This window comes from Pseudomonas sp. PDM26 (assembly GCF_019219185.1).
Taxonomy (GTDB): Bacteria; Pseudomonadota; Gammaproteobacteria; order Pseudomonadales; family Pseudomonadaceae; genus Aquipseudomonas.
On record NZ_JAHUWC010000014.1, the window covers coordinates 58,723 to 76,485 of the forward strand.

17 protein-coding genes and 1 pseudogene are annotated in these 17,763 nt (G+C 59.4%); 4 read left to right on the forward strand and 14 right to left on the reverse strand.

The genetic code is table 11. From position 1 onward, the window contains the following. Positions 1-3: 3 nt before the first annotated feature. From KW849_RS24490 to KW849_RS24540, 11 genes are all read right to left on the reverse strand, one after another. A complete protein-coding gene (locus tag KW849_RS24490) occupies positions 4-621 on the reverse strand; it encodes an LpxA family transferase (protein WP_218431616.1) in 618 nt (205 codons plus the stop codon). Between the two features lie 126 nt (positions 622-747). Beyond that, positions 748-963, reverse strand: coding sequence for a molybdopterin-binding protein (locus KW849_RS24495; protein WP_007967989.1), 216 nt, complete (start codon positions 961-963; stop codon positions 748-750). 33 nt (positions 964-996) lie between these two features. Beyond that, positions 997-1,803, reverse strand: coding sequence for an aliphatic sulfonates ABC transporter ATP-binding protein (ssuB, locus tag KW849_RS24500; RefSeq protein WP_218431617.1), 807 nt, complete (start codon positions 1,801-1,803; stop codon positions 997-999). Beyond that, entirely contained in the window at positions 1,800-2,582 is a 783-nt protein-coding gene (gene ssuC / locus KW849_RS24505) for an aliphatic sulfonate ABC transporter permease SsuC (protein WP_218431618.1), read from the reverse strand. The genes ssuB and ssuC overlap by 4 nt, the downstream gene beginning before the upstream one ends. 9 nt (positions 2,583-2,591) lie before the next feature. Further along, the gene (gene ssuD, locus KW849_RS24510; RefSeq protein ID WP_218431619.1) at positions 2,592-3,740 is read right to left on the reverse strand and encodes an FMNH2-dependent alkanesulfonate monooxygenase; all 1,149 of its coding nucleotides are present in this window, start codon (positions 3,738-3,740) and stop codon (positions 2,592-2,594) included. A gap of 25 nt (positions 3,741-3,765) precedes the next feature. Continuing rightward, the gene (locus KW849_RS24515; RefSeq protein ID WP_218431620.1) at positions 3,766-4,761 is read right to left on the reverse strand and encodes a sulfonate ABC transporter substrate-binding protein; all 996 of its coding nucleotides are present in this window, start codon (positions 4,759-4,761) and stop codon (positions 3,766-3,768) included. 91 nt (positions 4,762-4,852) lie between these two features. Further along, positions 4,853-5,446 carry an NADPH-dependent FMN reductase gene (gene ssuE / locus KW849_RS24520; RefSeq protein ID WP_218431621.1) on the reverse strand — a complete coding sequence of 198 codons (594 nt, stop codon included), beginning with the start codon at positions 5,444-5,446 and terminating at the stop codon, positions 4,853-4,855. Then, entirely contained in the window at positions 5,447-5,695 is a 249-nt protein-coding gene (locus KW849_RS24525; protein WP_218431622.1) for a hypothetical protein, read from the reverse strand. A gap of 34 nt (positions 5,696-5,729) precedes the next feature. Beyond that, positions 5,730-6,368, reverse strand: a complete 639-nt coding sequence (locus KW849_RS24530; RefSeq protein WP_218431623.1) for a peroxiredoxin — start codon at positions 6,366-6,368, stop codon at positions 5,730-5,732. Positions 6,369-6,660: 292 nt separating this feature from the next. Further along, the gene (locus tag KW849_RS24535; protein WP_218431624.1) at positions 6,661-8,004 is read right to left on the reverse strand and encodes an OprD family porin; all 1,344 of its coding nucleotides are present in this window, start codon (positions 8,002-8,004) and stop codon (positions 6,661-6,663) included. A 411-nt stretch (positions 8,005-8,415) separates the two neighbouring features. Continuing rightward, complete coding sequence (locus KW849_RS24540) at positions 8,416-9,756, reverse strand: OprD family outer membrane porin (RefSeq protein ID WP_218431625.1); 1,341 nt, start codon at positions 9,754-9,756, stop codon at positions 8,416-8,418. A gap of 432 nt (positions 9,757-10,188) precedes the next feature. Between KW849_RS24540 and tauA the strand changes: the two are divergent. Next, positions 10,189-10,413: pseudogene (tauA, locus tag KW849_RS24545) on the forward strand (taurine ABC transporter substrate-binding protein); the annotation flags it as partial. Between the two features lie 127 nt (positions 10,414-10,540). On the opposite strand, the gene argA reads toward tauA, so the two are convergent. Together argA and argE are read right to left on the reverse strand one after the other, a co-directional pair. Beyond that, on the reverse strand, positions 10,541-11,839 hold the full coding sequence (argA, locus tag KW849_RS24550) for an amino-acid N-acetyltransferase (RefSeq protein ID WP_108217144.1): 1,299 nt from the start codon (positions 11,837-11,839) through the stop codon (positions 10,541-10,543). A gap of 263 nt (positions 11,840-12,102) precedes the next feature. Continuing rightward, complete coding sequence (gene argE, locus KW849_RS24555; protein ID WP_218431626.1) at positions 12,103-13,269, reverse strand: acetylornithine deacetylase; 1,167 nt, start codon at positions 13,267-13,269, stop codon at positions 12,103-12,105. Between the two features lie 157 nt (positions 13,270-13,426). On the opposite strand from argE, the gene KW849_RS24560 reads away from it, so the two are divergent. Continuing rightward, positions 13,427-14,794: an inorganic triphosphatase gene (locus tag KW849_RS24560; RefSeq protein ID WP_218431627.1), complete on the forward strand. Its 1,368-nt coding sequence runs from the start codon at positions 13,427-13,429 to the stop codon at positions 14,792-14,794. 120 nt (positions 14,795-14,914) lie between these two features. Here the strand turns inward: KW849_RS24560 and KW849_RS24565 are convergent, their stop codons facing one another. Beyond that, positions 14,915-15,385, reverse strand: a complete 471-nt coding sequence (locus KW849_RS24565; RefSeq protein ID WP_218431628.1) for an Lrp/AsnC family transcriptional regulator — start codon at positions 15,383-15,385, stop codon at positions 14,915-14,917. Between the two features lie 126 nt (positions 15,386-15,511). Between KW849_RS24565 and KW849_RS24570 the strand changes: the two genes are divergently transcribed. Further along, positions 15,512-15,850, forward strand: coding sequence for a hypothetical protein (locus KW849_RS24570; protein WP_218431629.1), 339 nt, complete (start codon positions 15,512-15,514; stop codon positions 15,848-15,850). Between the two features lie 90 nt (positions 15,851-15,940). Then, entirely contained in the window at positions 15,941-17,725 is a 1,785-nt protein-coding gene (locus KW849_RS24575; protein ID WP_218431630.1) for a GspE/PulE family protein, read from the forward strand. Positions 17,726-17,763: the final 38 nt, after the last annotated feature.

The following is a 17,763-nucleotide window of genomic DNA, read 5'->3' on the forward strand; positions in this document are numbered from 1 at the left end:
GCTCTAAATCACTTCGCAATCGTATAGTGCCAGGCGTCGAATCACTGTTCCTGGTCGCAACAACCCGCCTGGTGCGACGACCGCGTTGGCTCCGAGCCGCGATTCGTCGCCCAGCAGCGCGCCAAACTTGTCGCAACCGGTCGGCACCAGCACATCATCGACCCGCACATTCACAGTTTTGTCAGTACGCTCGTTGCGATAGTTGGCAACGATGCTGCCCGCTTCCAGATTGACTCCGGCACCCAATACCGAATCACCGACAAAATTGAAGTGCGCCAGTTTGCTGCCGCCGAACACGAAGGAAGACTTGAGCTCGGCGCCGGGGCCGATGATGCAATGCTCATCCAGCCAACAACCACCACGCAGATAAGCACCGGCGGCGATAAAACAGCCAGCGCCAATGATCAGCGGCGCCTTGAGAATGGCGCCCTCTTCGACCTGCGCTGTGCGGTGGACGGCAATATCATCCAATACCAGGTAATCATCATCCGGCAACTGCTTGAGTAGCTCGCGCACACGCTCGGGGGCATTGCTCACCAGCTCCCAGGGCGTCAGGTCGGCCCATCGGGCAAGCTTCGAGAGGGCCATACCATGAATGTAATCCGAAATCCTGACTGTCATCTTTGATCTCCTTGTCGCCAAACCTTGCTGCGAAAAAAATCCACACCGGACTCTACCACCGCCAGCAAGGCCAACAAAAACCCCGAAGGGCTAAAACCCTCCGGGGTTGTTGTTTACGCATACGGCTTACAACTTGGCGATCGACACCTCGGTGGATTTCACAAACGCGATCACTTCACTGCCGACCGCCAGTTCCAGCTCTTTGACCGAACGCGTGGTGATCACCGAAGTGACGATGCCGGACGCGGTCTGCACGTCGATTTCCGACAGTACGTCACCGAGGACGATTTCCTTGATGGAGCCTTTGAACTGGTTGCGAACGTTGATGGCCTTGATTGTCATGATGTTGATTCCTGTCGTTGGATAAAACTTGAGTTATTGAGCCCAGCGCAATTGCGTGGGCAAGGGTGAAACAGGTTCGGGTTCCGGCGGCTGGCCGGGCAGCGCCAGCACGCGATTGAGGACTTCGGTTTCCAGCGCCGCCAGCCGATGGGAGCCACGGACCCGGGGGCGCGGCAGGTCCACGTGCAAGTCGAGGCCGACTTCACCGTCTTCGATCAGGATCACCCGATCGGCAATCGCCACGGCTTCGCTGACGTCATGGGTCACCAGCAACACCGTGAAGCCGTGCTGCTGCCAGAGCCGTTCGATCAGTTGCTGCATTTCAATTCGGGTCAGGGCATCCAGCGCCCCCAAAGGTTCGTCGAGCAGCAGCAGGCGCGGCTGATGAATCAACGCACGGGCCAAAGCCACGCGTTGCTTCTGCCCACCGGACAACGCTGCCGGCCACTCACTGGCGCGATCGGCCAGGCCCACCGCATCCAAAGCTTCTAGCGCTTGCGGCCGCCAGTTGCCCTTGAGGCCCAGACCGACGTTGTCGATGATCTTTTTCCAGGGCAGCAAACGCGCCTCCTGGAACATTAGCCGCGTGTCCTCCCGCGCGTCGCTCAATGGCGCGGCGCCGGCGAGCAACTCGCCGCCGGTTGGTTGATCGAGACCGGCGAGCAAGCGCAGCAAGGTACTTTTTCCGCAGCCGCTGCGACCGACCACGGCGACAAACTGGCCTGCCGGAATGTGCAGGTCGATCTCACGCAGCACCTGCCGCGAGCCAAAGGTTTTTTGCAGCTTGCGCACCGCCAGCGGAATACCGCGCAGCAGGCGTGGAGGTTGCTCCGCAATCATGCCGCACCTCCCTTGGCAATCTGATACGCCGGGTGCCAGCGCAGCCACACACGCTCAAGTCCACGGGCCGCGAGGTCGGCCAGTTTGCCGAGCACCGCGTACAACAGAATCGCCAGCACCACCACGTCAGTCTGCAAGAATTCCCGGGCATTCATGGCCAGATAGCCGATGCCAGAACTCGCGGAGATGGTTTCCGCCACGATCAACGTCAGCCACATGAAGCCCAGGGCGAAGCGCACACCGACCAGAATCGAAGGCAGCGCCCCCGGCAGAATCACCTGCCAGAACAGACCGAAACCGGACAAGCCATAACTGCGCGACATCTCCACCAGCGCCGGGTCGACGTTGCGGATGCCGTGATAGGTATTGAGGTAGATCGGGAACAACGTGCCCAGCGCTACCAGGAAAATCTTCGCCGACTCGTCGATACCGAACCACAGGATCACCAGCGGAATCAGCGCCAGGTGCGGCACATTGCGGATCATCTGCACCGAACTGTCGAGCAGACGCTCGCCCCACTTCGACAGGCCGGTGATAAAGCCCAGGGTCAAACCGATGCCGCCGCCAATGGTGAAACCCAGCGCGGCACGCCAGCCGCTAATGGCCAGGTGCGTCCAGATTTCGCCACTGCGCACCAGGCTCACGCCGGCTTCGATGACGGCGATCGGCGCCGGCAGAATCCGTGTCGACAACCAGCCCGCCGACACACTCAACTGCCAGACCGCCAGCAGCAACACCGGCAACGCCCAAGGCGCCAGGCTATGGATGATTTTCTTCATGACCGCGCCTCAGCTCTGGGACGCGGCTTTGGGCAGAATGTCGTTGGCGACCATCTCGCCGAACGGGCTGACGTAGCCGGCACTTTTCGGCAGTTCTGGACGCTCGACATCGAGGTGCGGAAACAGCAACTCGGCCACCCGGTACGACTCTTCCAGGTGTGGGTATCCGGAAAAAATAAAGGTGTCGATGCCCAGGTCCGCGTACTCCTTCACACGAGCCGCCACGGTCGGACCATCGCCTACCAGCGCCGTACCGGCACCGCCGCGCACCAGGCCGACGCCGGCCCACAGGTTAGGGCTGACTTCCAGGTTGTCGCGGTTGCCGCCATGCAATGCGGCCATGCGTTGCTGACCGACCGAATCGAAACGCGCCAGCGAAGCCTGGGCACGAGCGATAGTCTCGTCGTCGAGATGGGAGATCAGTCGATCCGCGGCTTTCCAGGCTTCATCGTTGGTTTCACGCACGATCACATGCAGGCGAATGCCGAAGCGCACAGTGCGTCCAAGCTTGGCGGCCTTGGCGCGGACCTGTTCGATCTTTTCCGCCACGGCGGCCGGTGGCTCGCCCCAGGTCAAGACCATTTCCACCTGTTCGGCGGCCAGGTCTTGCGCGGCATCCGAAGAGCCACCGAAGTACAGTGGCGGACGTGGCTGCTGGATCGGTGGATAGAGCAATTTCGCGCCTTTCACGCTGATGTGCTGACCATCGTAATCGACGGTTTCGCCTTCCAGCACCCGACGCCAGATGCGGGTGAATTCCACCGAGGCCTGATAGCGTTCTTCGTGGCTAAGGAACAGACCATCGCCCGCCAATTCTTCCGGATCACCGCCGGTCACCAGGTTGAACAACGCACGACCGCCGGACAGTCGATCCAGGGTCGCCGCCTGACGCGCCGCAACCGTCGGGGAAATGATCCCGGGGCGCAGGGCGACAAGGAACTTCAAGCGCTGGGTCACCGGAATCAGCGATGCCGCCACCAGCCACGAGTCTTCGCACGAGCGGCCGGTAGGGATCAGTACCCCGCCGAACCCCAGGCGATCCGCTGCCTGTGCGACTTGTTGCAGGTAACCGTGATCGACGGCACGTGCGCCTTCAGCGGTGCCAAGGTAATGGCCGTCGCCGTGGGTAGGCAGGAACCAGAAAATATTGAGGCTCATGGAGTGGTCTCCTTGGGGAATCGAATTATTGGGCTTTGGTTACCGAGCTTTGGGCCACGACGGCCGGCGGCGTCCAGATCACGTCTTTGATGCTCAACGGCTTGGGAATCAGCTTGAGCTGGTAGAAGCTGTCGGCAATTTTCTGTTGCGCCGCGACCACTTCCGGGGTGAGGAACAGCGCGCCATAGCCCTGGCGTTTCACCGAGGTCAGGGTGATGTCCGCTGGCAGGCCGAGCAACGGTGAAACCTGTTGGGTCACCTCTTGCGGGTTAGCCTTGGACCACTCGCCCACCGCGCGCACTTCTTCCACCAGGGTCTTGATCACCTCGGGATTCTTCTGCGCATAAGGCTTGGTCGCCAGGTAGAACTGATGGTTGTCGACGATGCCCTGGCCATCGCGCAGGGTGCGCGCTTGCAGCTGTTGTTCGGCGGCGGCCTGGTACGGATCCCAGATGACCCAGGCGTCGACGCTGCCACGCTCGAACGCGGCGCGGGCATCGGCCGGCGGCAGGAATACGGTCTGGATGTCGGTGTATTTGAGGCCGGCGTCTTCCAGTGCACGCACCAGCAGGTAATGCACGTTGGAGCCCTTGTTGAGCACGACTTTCTTGCCTTTGAGGTCCGCCACCGATTTGACCGGCGAGTCCTTCGGCACCAGGATCGCCTCACTGCGCGGCGCTGGCGGTTCATAGGCGACGTAGAGCAGATCGGCACCCGCTGCCTGGGCAAACACCGGAGGCGTTTCGCCGGTCACGCCGAAATCGATGGAACCGACGTTCAGGCCTTCGAGCAACTGCGGGCCACCGGGGAATTCAGTCCATTGCACGTCCACGCCTTGGGCGGCGAGGCGTTTTTCCAGGGTGCCTTTGGCTTTGAGCAGCACCAGGGTGCCGTATTTCTGATAGCCGATTCGCAGGACGCTTTCATGGGTAGAAAGGGCCTGAGCTTGAGTAATGGCGCCGAAGGTGACAGCCGCAGCAAACAGAGCGACCAGACCACGACGCAAAATGACAGGGCGCATGGCGCTCTCCTTTTTGCAGTTGGGTTTTGGCTGCACCTGCTTGCCCGTTGGCGGGCGAGTAAGGCCAGTACTTCAGTTGTTTCGGTGAGGCTTAAATGCTCCAGCGAGCACTCAACAAACGTTCATTCAACAGGCCTGGATCGAGCGGCCTGGGCCGTCGCGCCATGGCTCCGGAAAATTGCTCCAGCGCTTCATACAAACGTTGCTCCAGCTCCGGCGCCAGTTGCGCCAGGGCGCTGCCTTCGCCGTAAGCGATCTGGCTATCGACGGCGAAAATCCCCTGCAGCATTTCCTGGGCCTTCAAGGCCGACAGCACCGGCTTGAGCGCGTAATCCACCGCCAGCATGTGGGCGATGCTGCCGCCAGTGGCCATTGGCAAAACCACCTTGTGGCTCAAGGCGCGTTCGGGCAGCAGGTCCAGCACGACTTTCAGCGCACCGGAAAACGATGCCTTGTAAACCGGTGTGGCAATCAGCAGGCCATCGGCGTTTTCAATCTGTTGCAGCAGGTCGATCACCTTGGGGCTGTCGAAGCGTGCGTGCAGCAGGTCTTCGGCCGGGAAGTCCCGTACCTGATAACTCACCACTTCCACACCCTGCTCTTGTAACCATTGCCGGGAGCGATCCAGCAGCACCCCGGAACGAGAGCGCTGGCTGGGACTGCCACCGAGTGAGACAACCAACATTCAGACGATTCCTTGCACGGTGTTGGCGATTCGCGGTTTGCGATCTCGCTTCGATGGAGTGACCTTAACAGCTGATTTATATATCCATAAATCATATTTATTCATTTGGTTATGCATTAAAGAGATATGTAATTCGGTTTCTTCCAGACAAAAAAACAGGCCGTCGGAACGGCCTGAAATCCCCTGCTTTGTGGGTGCCTTGAAAAGATCGCAGCCTGCGGCAGCTCCTACAGGGATCGGCGTATGCACGTAGGAGCTGCCGCAGGCTGCGATTTTCTGACCTTCAACGGTTCGGCTGCGGCGTCAGGCGCAAGTAAGGCTTGACCACCCGATAGCCCTTGGGAAAGCGCTGTTTGATTTCTTCCTCATTCTTGAGCGACGGCACGATCACTACCTCATCACCGTCCTGCCAGTTGGCCGGCGTGGCCACCTTGTAGTTGTCGGTGAGTTGCAACGAGTCGATCACCCGCAGGATTTCATTGAAATTGCGCCCGGTGCTCGCCGGGTAGGTGATGGTCAACCGGACCTTTTTGCTCGGGTCGATCACGAACAGCGAGCGTACGGTCAGGGTGTCGTTGGCGTTGGGATGGATCAGGTCGTAGAGGTCCGAGACCTTGCGGTCGGCATCATCCAGGATCGGAAAGTTGACCACCGTGTTCTGCGTCTCGTTGATGTCCTCGATCCACTTGTGATGCGACTCCACCGGATCCACCGACAAGGCGATGGCCTTGACGCCACGCTGGGCGAATTCATCCTTGAGCCTGGCGGTGAAGCCCAGCTCGGTGGTGCACACTGGAGTGAAATCCGCCGGATGGGAAAACAGCACGCCCCAGCTATCGCCCAGCCACTGATGGAAACGGATGATGCCGGCGCTGGAGTTCTGTTCGAAATCGGGGGCGATATCGCCAAGTCTGAGGCCCATGGTGCTGCTCCTTGTGAGTGCTTGATGGGCTCAACAGTGCCTGTGTTTTTTATCCATTAAAAGGAATAAAATGTAACTTGCTTATATCATAAAGAAATATTAAATATCTGTTCACTGGACGTGCACGCCCAACCCGCCGAACATCGCCCACAAGGTTCGAGAAGGCCTTGAGTTGCTGCAAAGAGGGAACTTCAAGGCGGGATTACGGGGGTGAACCCGTCTTGAAAAAGTAAAAGCCCCGCCCGGTGCAATACCGGGCGGGGCTTTTTTTGTCTCGGTTACGCGAGCGCTATTACAACAGCGGGATCGAGTAGCTGAGGATCACGCGGTTTTCGTCCTGCGAACGCGTGTTCGGCAGGTCAGTGCGCCAGGTAGCGTTTTTCCATGCCAGGCCCAGGTTTTTCAGCGGACCTTCCTGAACGACGTAAGCCACGTTCAGATCGCGCTCCCACTCGGAAGCACCATTGGCCGCCTCGCCACCCTTGGCGTTAACGGTATCGATGTTGTCGCCATGCAGATACACCAGGCCCGCCGTCAAGCCAGGTACCCCGACCCTGGCGAAGTCGAACGAGTAGCGTGCTAGCCAGGTTTTCTCGCCGGCACGGGCGAACTTCTGGATTTGCGAATCGGTGATGGTGTAGTTCGACGAACCGTCACCCTGGTTCAGCCAAGGGAAGTCGCTACTGCCGTTGCTGACTTGGTAACCGGCGCCGAAGGTGTGGCCGGCAACGGAGTACAGGAACAAGCCGCTGTACAGGTTGTTGTCGACCTTGCCTTTACCGTTGGCTGCACCGCTGTAGTTACCAGTGGTGAAGAACAGAGGGTCGTGGCCGTTGGCACCGTCGTCGGAACTGTTGAAGTAACGCAAGTCCGACTTCAACACGCCAGGGCCGATAGCCCAGTTGTGCGCCAGACCCAGGAAGTGTTGTTTGTAGAACTCTTCCAGATTGCCGTAGTAGTACTGGGCAGTCAGGTCTTTGGTGATCTTGTAGTCGCCGCCGGCATAGATGAACTTGTTGCTGTCGCGGAATTTGGTGCCGCGAGTGTTCGCGCCCGAAATCGACATCTGCTCATTGTTGCTGGAGTTACGGCCTTTGACGGCTTCGATCTGACCACCGATCAGCGACAGGTCCTTGATCTCGGCGGAAGTGATCTGGCCACCCTGCCAGGTTTGCGGCAGCAAACGACCATCGTTGGTCACGATCACCGGATTTTTCGGCTGCAGGGTGCCCAGCTTCAGTTCGGTCTGGGAAACCTTGGCTTTGGCGGTCAGGCCCAGGCTGGAGAAATCATCAACTGCCTCGCCGTTGGATTTGCTCGGGAAAACCGTACCGCCGTAAGAGGTCGCCGTGGCGCCGTTGGTACCGCCGCCCGAATCCAGCTTGACGCCCAACAGGCCGATCGCATCGATACCGAAGCCGACGGTGCCTTGGGTGTAACCGGAAATGAAACGCAGATCGAAGCCTTGGCCCCATTCTTCGTTTTTGTTCGGGCCAGTGCCGTCACGGTAATCAGTGTTGATGTAGAAGTTACGCAACCCCAATGTTGCCTTGCTGTCTTCGATAAAACCCGCGGCGTTTGCCTGCTGGGCCAATGCCCCGACGGCCACAGCCATGGCCAGGGTGGACTTGTTCATGTTTCGCTCCTCTCGTTTCTAATTCTGATGTTCCTGGTCCCGAATCGATTGCCCGGGATCCTGAATGCATAAATTCGCGGTAAACCGTCTAGACCGGTCATTTTGCGGGCCGCGGGATACATGGCTTTAAAGCAAATAAGAGTTTTTAATATTTTTTAATTCCATTTTGGAATATGACTTCCCACAACAGATCCGAGGTATCGGCAGCGAGGCCAATTCCTGTAGCTGATCAATTGTCGAGGGAGGAAAATGCCAAATCCGAGCTCATGGATGAGTGTCGGACAGGTGCACTTTAAAGCGCGGATTAAAAAACCAAAAAGAATAAAAAAGAAATAACACCTTTGTTTATGGAATATAAAATTCGACGCGAAAAAAACCCCGCCAATCGACGGGGCTCTTTTCTTACGGCTATTACATGAAGCTGTAGGTGTAGTTGAAGATCAGACGGGTCTGGTCTTGGTCAAGGGTGCTGGTGTTGCCACGGTAGGTGCCGTGACGCAGCGTCGTACCAAACCCTTTCAGTGCGCCCGTTTGAATCACGTAATCAATACGCGCGTCGGTCTCGTGCTCACTCAGGTCTTTACCAACACCGTTGGTAGCCTTGATGTCCTGGCCATTCAAGTAAGCAATCGAAGCTTTCAAGCCCGGTACACCCAGGGAGGCGAAGTCATAGGAATACTGACCGAACGTGGTGTTTTCACCGGCACGGATAAAGCTGCCAACCGTAGCGTCGGTAAACGAGTAGAAGCTCGCGCCGCCGGCACCTTCAGGATTACCGTTGCTATCGACAAGGTTGCCTTGGTTCAAGAAAACGAAGCCGCCGTCATCGTTGACACGCTGATGCCCGATCAGGAATGCGTTGCCACCCAGGGTATAGGTGAACATGGCGCTCCAGGTCTTGTTATCGACCTCCCCCGGGTTCTTGGCGAAGCCATTGTTGTTGTTGAACTGGAAGCCCGGATCGCCGTTCTTGCCGTCGGAGCTACTGTCGAAATAACGGATATCGGTCTTGAACGACTGATTGGCCGCGATCGGGTAGACGTGCACCAGACCGAGGAAGTTCTGCTTGTAGAAGTCTTCCAGGTTCGCATAGTAGTACTGCAGCAAGAGGTCTTTGGTGACCTTCCAGTCAGCACCGCCGTAGAGGAATTTGTTGCTGTCCTGACTAGCGCCAGCCACAGACAGGCCAGTGGAGTTCGAGGAGGCACGACCCGACGCGTGCTCCAGCTGACCAAAGTTAAAGGTCACATTGTCGATTTCTTTGGAGGTGATGGTGCCACCTTCAAAGGTCTGCGGCAGCAGACGGCTGTCGTTCGCGATCAGGATCGGCAGATTAGGTGCCAGAGCGCCACCCAGGTGGGCTTCGGTCTTCGAGAAGCGCGCCTTGACGTTGCCATCCAGACGGCTCCACTCGTCGGCCGCCTCATTGCCATCGCTAGGGAAGAATGAGTTGCTGTTACCGGTCGGGTGATGACCCTTGCCACCATCCAGGTGGATACCAACCAGAGCCTGGGCGTCGATACCAAAACCTACGGTACCCTGGGTGAAACCGGACAGGTAATCGAACTTCAGACCCTCAGCGGTTTCGCGCTGACGGTTGGCAGGAGTGCTCGCACCTTCACGCATATCGGCGTCGTAATACATGGTGCGAGAGCTGATGGAAGCCTTGCTGTCTTCCAGGAAACCGGCGGCGCCTGCCTGCTGCGCCAATACCCCAACGGTCACGGCCAGAGCCAAGGTGGACTTGTTCATTGTGTAGCTCCTCTCGATTCTAATTCTTGTGTTCCTGGTCTCGAGTCGACGCCCGAAATCCTAAGATGCGCGATTAGCGCCAGAGCGTGACCCACAAGTCAATCGTAACCATGTGTGTCTACGACCATAGTCTAATCCCCGGTTTTCTGGTCCCTGCAGGGTCATGAATTCGTCATTCCCCTGAAAAGAATTACCCGATTCTTTTCCAATACCGTTTAGGAATTCAGCTCCCCACGCCCTAACCATCCCAGAATAGACGGTTTGGCTCATAAGCTAATTCATAATCGGTATTTATTTTCGCTTTTTTAGATCGATTAGTTTCTGACGTAATTTGGAAACAAATCCTTTACCGAAAGGCGGTCCCATGACGTCCAAACGCGCACTATCCGGATCAATTGTTACAGTTTGTGTATCGTTCGCGTTTTCTTTCACTTTGAGGTCTGGGTGACGCGCAAGGATTACGCCGAAAAACATCCGCAGGTCGTGGCCGGTTCCGCTTTTCCGGATGCCAGGGCGCAACAGAGCGCTGCGCTGCTGGATGGCGGCACGGCCAAGGCGATTGGCGAGACAGCGAAATTCTTGAAGGAACAAAGGAAGGTCGAGACGGTGTTGCCGGATTATTCGCCGTATGTCAGCGCGAAGTTTGTGCAGGAGTAACGCAAACTCTGTGGCGAGGGAGCTTGCTCCCGCTGGGCCGAACAGCGGCCCCAATTGGGAGTCCTTCGGCCTCCAGCGGGACGGTGCGGCGGTCCGACAAGCTCCCTCGCCACGAAAAGCTGCTGGGTTACAGGGCTTTTTCGAAGATTTTCGAATTACGCTGATAGTTGTATAGCGACGCCCGTGCCGACGGTAGTCGGTCGACGCTGCTGGGTTCGAAACCACGTTCGCGGAACCAGTGCGCGGTGCGGGTGGTGAGGACGAACAAGGTTTTCAACCCCTGAGCCCGCGCGCGGTTTTCAATGCGTTCCAGCAGCTCATCGCCGCGGCCGCCATGGCGGTACTCCGGATTCACCGCCAGGCACGCCAGCTCGCCCGCGTCCGAATCGGCGATTTGGTACAGCGCCGCACAGGCGATGATCATGCCTTCGCGTTCAACCACACTGAACTGCTCGATTTCGCGCTCCAGCACCTCACGGGAACGGCGCACCAGGATGCCCTGCTCTTCCAGCGGACTGATCAAGTCCAGCAAACCACCGACGTCTTCAATAGCCGCTTCGCGCACCACTTCGAACTGTTCCTGGGCGACCAGGGTACCGCCACCGTCGCGGGTGAACAGCTCGGTCAAAAGTGCACCGTCTTCGGCGTAACTGACGATATGGCTGCGAGCCACGCCGCCACGGCAAGCTTCGGCCGCGGCATCGAGCAATTCTGCCTGATAGTTGCTGCCCAGCCGTTGCAGATGCGCTGGCACTTGCTGCGGACGCAGTTCGCGCACCAGGCGCCCGTGTTCGTCGATCAGGCCCAGGTCAGCGCCGAACAGCAGTAGCTTGTCTGCTCCCAGATCGATGGCCGCGCGCGTGGCGACGTCTTCGCAAGCGAGATTGAAAATCTCCCCGGTCGGCGAATAGCCCAGCGGCGACAGCAACACGATGGAGCGCTCGTCCAGCAGACGGTTGATGCCCTTGCGGTCGACCCGGCGCACTTCGCCGGTGTGGTGATAGTCGACGCCTTCGAGCACGCCGATCGGGCGTGCCGTCACCAGGTTGCCGCTGGCCACCCGCAGGCGTGAGCCCTGCATCGGTGACGAAGCCATGTCCATCGACAGGCGAGCCTCAATGGCAATGCGCAACTGGCCGACCGCGTCGATCACGCACTCCAGGGTCGCCGCATCGGTGATGCGCAGGCCGTGGTGGTAATGCGGGGTCAGGCCACGGGCAGCGAGGCGCGCTTCGATTTGCGGCCGGGAACCGTGAACCAGCACCAGACGCACACCCAGGCTGTGCAACAGCACCAGGTCGTGGACGATATTGCCGAAGTTCGGGTGTTCAACGCCGTCGCCGGGCAGCATGACGACAAAGGTGCAATCGCGGTGGGCGTTGATGTAAGGCGAAGCGTGACGAAGCCAATTGACGTATTCGGGCATGAACCTGGGCCTGTAATAAATAGCAGCCGAAAAAAGGGCGAAACTGAAAACGCACAGCGGGCTGATGGTTATCGTCGGAACAGGCTTGGCAACACGCGCGCTCTCCTCATGAATACGGGTTTGGGTACCGGCAATTTATACGGCTTGTCAGGCAAATCACAGACCCTGTGTAGGAGCGAGCTTGCTCGCGATGAACGCAAGGACGACGCGTCCATTCAGAAAGATCGCGTAGTCGTTGAAGTCCATCGCGACCAAGCTCGCTCCTACAGGTCTTCCGCAGTTTGGGCCGGTGTCAGGCAATAGTGTTCGATCAGTTGCCTTAATAGATGCACCGTAGGCTGCAAACGTGACATTTCGAGGTATTCCCCCGGCTGATGGGCGCAGGCGATATCACCCGGGCCAAGCACCAGCGTTTCACAGCCAAGGCGCTGAAGATAAGGTGCTTCGGTGCCGAACGCCACTGCTTCGGCGCTGTGACCGGTGAGCTTTTCGGCAAGGCGCACCAGCTCGGCGTCCTCGGCCTGCTCGAACGGCGGCACTTCGGGGAACAGCGGCGCGTAATCGATCTTGACCTGATGCCGCTCGGCAACCGGCTTGAGCTTCTGCAGGATCTCGGCGCGCAGGACTTTGGGGTCCATGCCGGGTAGCGGCCGCAAATCGAATTCCAGCGAACACTGGCCGCAGATGCGGTTGGGGTTGTCGCCGCCATGGATACAGCCGAAATTCATCGTTGGTGTCGGCACGCCGAATTGAGGATTGCGGAATTCGCGCTGCCATAACAAGCGCAGGCCACGCAATTCACCGATGGCATCGTGCATGGCTTCCAGGGCGCTATGGCCCAGGCGCGGGTCCGAGGAATGACCGCTCTGCCCGAGGATGTCGATGCGCTCCATCATGATGCCTTTGTGCATGCGGATCGGCTTGAGCCCGGTCGGCTCGCCAATCACCGCCGCCCGCCCCAGCGGTCGCCCCGCTTCGGCCAGCGCGCGGGCGCCGGACATCGAGCTTTCTTCATCGCAGGTGGCGAGAATCAGCAACGGCTGTTTGAACGGTTGGTCGAGCAGCGGTTTGACCGCTTCGATCGCCAGGGCGAAAAAACCCTTCATGTCGCAACTGCCCAGGCCGACCCAGCGACCGTCGACTTCAGTCAGCTTCAACGGGTCGGTTTGCCATAGCGCACCGTCGAACGGCACGGTGTCGCTGTGCCCGGCCAGCACCAGGCCGCCGGGACCGGAACCGAAACTGGCCAGCAGGTTGAACTTGCCGAGGCTGACTTGCTGGATCTCGCAGGTAAAACCCAGCTCACCGAGCCACGTCGCCAGCAGATCGATGACCGGGCGGTTGGTTTGATCGAGACTGGGCTGGGTACAACTGACCGACGGTGCAGCGATCAACGCAGCGAATTGTTCTTTCATCGACGGCAATGGCATCGCTGACTCCCGGCACCCGAATTGAGGTCCATCATAGAACCAACCGATGACAGGAATAAACCGTCTCGGCGCGCACTAACCTTGAGTCCTGTACACTGCACGACCTTGGCAGCCACACATTCCCCCGGCTGCGCTCCCGATTCTGGATTTTCCGGCCATGCAGAAAGAAACCGAAATCAAACTCCGCGTCAGCCGCGAAACCCTCGCCGCCCTGCGCGAGCACCCGTTACTGAAAAAACGCAACAAAAGTGGCTGGGAACGCCGTGAGTTGATGAACCAGTACTTCGACACGCCCGAGCGTGACCTGGCCCAGGCCAAAGTCGCCCTGCGCCTGCGCAAGGATGGCGACGACGTGATTCAGACCCTCAAGACCCGCGGCCATAGCGTCGCCGGTTTGTCCGTGCGTAACGAGTACGACTGGAACCTGCCCAAAGCCAAGCTCGACCTGAAGAAACTCGACGGCGAATGCTGGCCCGAGGAATTGGCCACGCTTGACAAGAAAACCCTGAAGCCGATCTTCACCACCGATTTCGTCCGCGAACGTGCGGAAATCGCCTGGGGCCGCGGCAAGACCAAAGTGGTCATCGAGGCCGCGCTGGACCTGGGCCACGTGGTGGTCGGCAAGCAGAAAGAAGAAATCTGCGAGCTGGAACTGGAACTGCGCGAAGGCGAGCCGGCCGCGTTGCTGGAGCTGGCTGCCGAGCTGGCCGAGAAACTGGCTTTGATGCCGTGCGACATCAGCAAGGCCGAGCGCGGTTATCGCCTGTACGACGCCCACAGTTACTCGTTGAGCCTGCCGGCGCCGCAGATCACCGCCGAAACGCCGCTGGACGACGCGTTCGCCGCGCTGAGCTGGCATTTGCTGAGCAGCAGCCAGCGTCTGGCCGAACAGTATCGCTTCAATGGTCACTGGCGCCTGTTGCAGGACTGGGTCGAAAATCTCGCGGAAATGCGCGCGCTGATCAGCAGCCTGGGCCAGGCCGCTCCGCGTCAGTCGACCCACGACCTGCGTATCGCCCTCGATGCCTTGCTGGAAGACTGGCGCCCGCTGGTCCAGGCCGGCCTGGAAGATGAAGACGTGCGCAAAGCCGCGCCCGAGCAGTTCCTCGAAGAACTCGAAGACCCACGCTGGGGCCTGTTCTCCCTGACCACCTCGCGCTGGCTGCTGGCCCGTACCTGGGCCGCCGACCGCAACACCCGTGGCAATCGCCAGGGCGCTGCGCAACTGGGCAGCTGGTTGCCGCGCCTGCTGGGTGAAGAAGCCAATTCGCTGCAATTGCAACGCTACCAGCAACAACCGGAAGACCTGGCCGAACAACTGCCGCGCATCGAACGCATCCAGGTCTGGCTGCACCATGCGCGTAACGTGCTGGAGATCCCGGAAATGGATCGCCTGTACGGTGAGCTGAACAAACTGGCGCAACTGGCCAACGAATCGATCACCGACGAAGTCCTGGATGCGCGCAAGCAGCAGGCGATTGCGGTGTATCAGAACCGTGCCTGGAAGATGTTGCTGCGCCTGTAACAGCCAATACCTGTGGCGAGGGGGCTTGCCCCCGTTGGGTTGCGCAGCGACCCCAAAAATGGGCCTGCTGTGCAGTCCAACGGGGGCAAGCCCCCTCGCCACAAAGTCCCTCAAGCATCATCAGCGCACCACCGGCAAACTGGTCGTCGACTTAATCTCCGACAACGCCACGATCGAATTGACCTCCTGAATCCCCGGCACCATCGACAGCTTCTCGAAGAAGAAGCGCTCGTAGGCCTCGATGTCCGCCGTGACAATCCGCAGCAAGAAATCCACTGCCCCCATCAGCACATGACACTCCAGCACCTGCGGAAAGCCGCGAATCGCCTCGGTGAATTCGGTGAAGTTCGAACGCCCGTGGGCATTGAGTTTCACCTGCGCGAAGATCTGCGTGTTCAGGCCGATTTTCTTGCGGTCGAGCAAGGTCACCTGGCCGCGAATGATGCCCTCCTCTTTCATCCGCTGAATCCGCCGCCAGCACGGCGACTGCGAGAGCCCCACTTGCTCGGCGATCTGTGCGCTGGAAAGCGAGGCATCCTCTTGCAGCAAGGCGAGGATCTTGCGGTCGTAGCTGTCCAGTTCGCTTTGCATAAAAAAACCCTCAACTGAATAATTATCGAATTGATTAATTCTATATTTTTGCAATGTAGCCAATCATAGAGAAGAAATACCCGGCACAGGATGTAAACATTTCTCCAATGATTTTGGAGCCAGACCATGCCGTATCTCGAAGCCGTGAACACCCCACCTGCCCGCGCCGATGTCTGGAACGTCGGCAACGCCCATTGCCGTGTTCACTATCAAATGCTGGCCGAGGCAGAACCCGACCTGCTGTGTCGCGCCCTCAATCTGTTCGCCTTGCAATTGCTCACCCCGGAACAGGTCAACGCGCAGCGCCAGGACGACTGGCTGACCATCGAGATCGTCATCGACGGTTTGAGCTGGCACCGCGCTCAAGTGATTGCGGAAAAACTTCGTAACCTGATCAGCGTCTGCTCGGTGGAGCTACAAGAAGCTGATGCCCCATGGGCCGAAGCGGCTCAAGCGGCGGGCTGAAAAACTCCGAAACGGCTTCGTCGGGTAGTGGCCCAGCGGTCAGCCGGGCCACGGCTATCCTTTGCGCACTGTCGTTCAAAAGGAGCCCGCATGTCCGTACATATCGCCCTTCAGGACCGCTGGCTGGATCTCAATGATGTGCTGCGCGAACTCGTCGCCCAAGGCTTTATCAGCCAGGATTCGGCCGAACACGCGCTCAATGCCCGCCGTCGCAACGCCACCCATGGCCAGATGCATCCGCTGGAGTTCATCGCCAGCCAACAGCTGGACGATCTCAGCCGCCCCGGTAAACCGCTGGACCTCGAAAGCCTGACCCTGTGGCTGTCCCGGCAGGCCGGCCAACCTTACCTGCGCATCGATCCGTTGAAAATCAACGTCGCGGCCGTGACCCCGCTGATGTCCTATGCCTTCGCCCAGCGCCACAAGATCCTCGCGGTAGCGATCGACCGCGATGCGGTGACCGTGGCCAGCGCCCAGCCTTATGTCAGCGGCTGGGAGGCTGACTTGACCCACGTGCTCAAATTGCCGATCAAGCGCGTGGTGGCCAACCCGGTGGACATCCAGCGCTTGAGCGTCGAATTCTTCCGCCTGGCCAAATCGGTCACCGGGGCGAACAGCGCCGATCCCCAGGTCAGCAACCTGGGCAATTTCGAACAGTTGCTCAACCTCGGCGCCAGCGACCAGGAGCCGGACGCCAACGACGCGCACATCGTCAATATCGTCGACTGGCTGTTCCAGTACGCGTTCCAGCAGCGCGCCAGCGACATCCACATCGAGCCCCGGCGCGAGCAAGGCACGGTGCGCTTTCGCATCGACGGCGTGCTGCACAACGTCTATCAATTCCCGCCCCAGGTCACCGTGGCCATCGTCAGTCGCCTGAAAACCCTGGGGCGCATGAACGTCGCGGAGAAACGCAAACCCCAGGACGGCCGGGTGAAAACCAAGACCCCGGACGGCGGCGAAGTCGAACTGCGTTTGTCGACACTGCCCACGGCCTTCGGCGAAAAAATGGTCATGCGAATCTTCGACCCGGAAGTCTTGCTCAAGGACTTCGACCAGCTTGGTTTTTCCGCCGACGACCTGCGCCGCTGGCAGGGCATGACCCGCCAGCCCCACGGCATCATCCTTGTCACCGGGCCGACGGGTTCGGGCAAGACCACTACCCTCTACACCACCCTGAAAAAACTGGCGACGCCGGAGGTCAACCTCTGCACCATCGAAGACCCGATTGAAATGGTCGAGCCGGCGTTCAACCAGATGCAGGTCCAGCACAACATCGACCTGACCTTCGCCGCCGGCGTGCGCGCGCTGATGCGGCAAGACCCGGACATCATCATGATTGGCGAGATCCGCGACCTCGAAACCGCGGAGATGGCGATCCAGGCTGCACTCACCGGGCACCTGGTGCTGTCGACCCTGCACACAAACGATGCGCCCAGCGCCATCAGCCGCCTGCTGGAGCTCGGCGTGCCGCACTACCTGATCAAGGCCACGGTGCTCGGCGTCATGGCCCAGCGACTGGTGCGGACCCTTTGCCCGCACTGCAAGGCGCCGCTGACGCTGGGCGAAGATGACTGGCAAACCCTGACCCGGCCCTGGCAAGCACCGTTGCCGGTCAATGCCCAGCGTGCCATCGGTTGCGTGGAATGCCGCGATACCGGTTATCACGGTCGCGCCGGGGTCTACGAAATCATGCAGCTCAGCGACAGCCTCAAAGCGCTGATCAGTCCCGACACCGATCTGCTGGCCGTTCGGCGCCAGGCGTTCAAGGAAGGCATGCGCAGCCTGCGCTTGTCGGGGGCGCAAAAGGTCGCCGCCGGGCTGACGACCATCGAGGAGGTTCTGCGCGTGACACCCCAGAGCGAGCAGAGCTGAGCCCGACTGTACTTATCCGGCATTGGCACCGCTACACT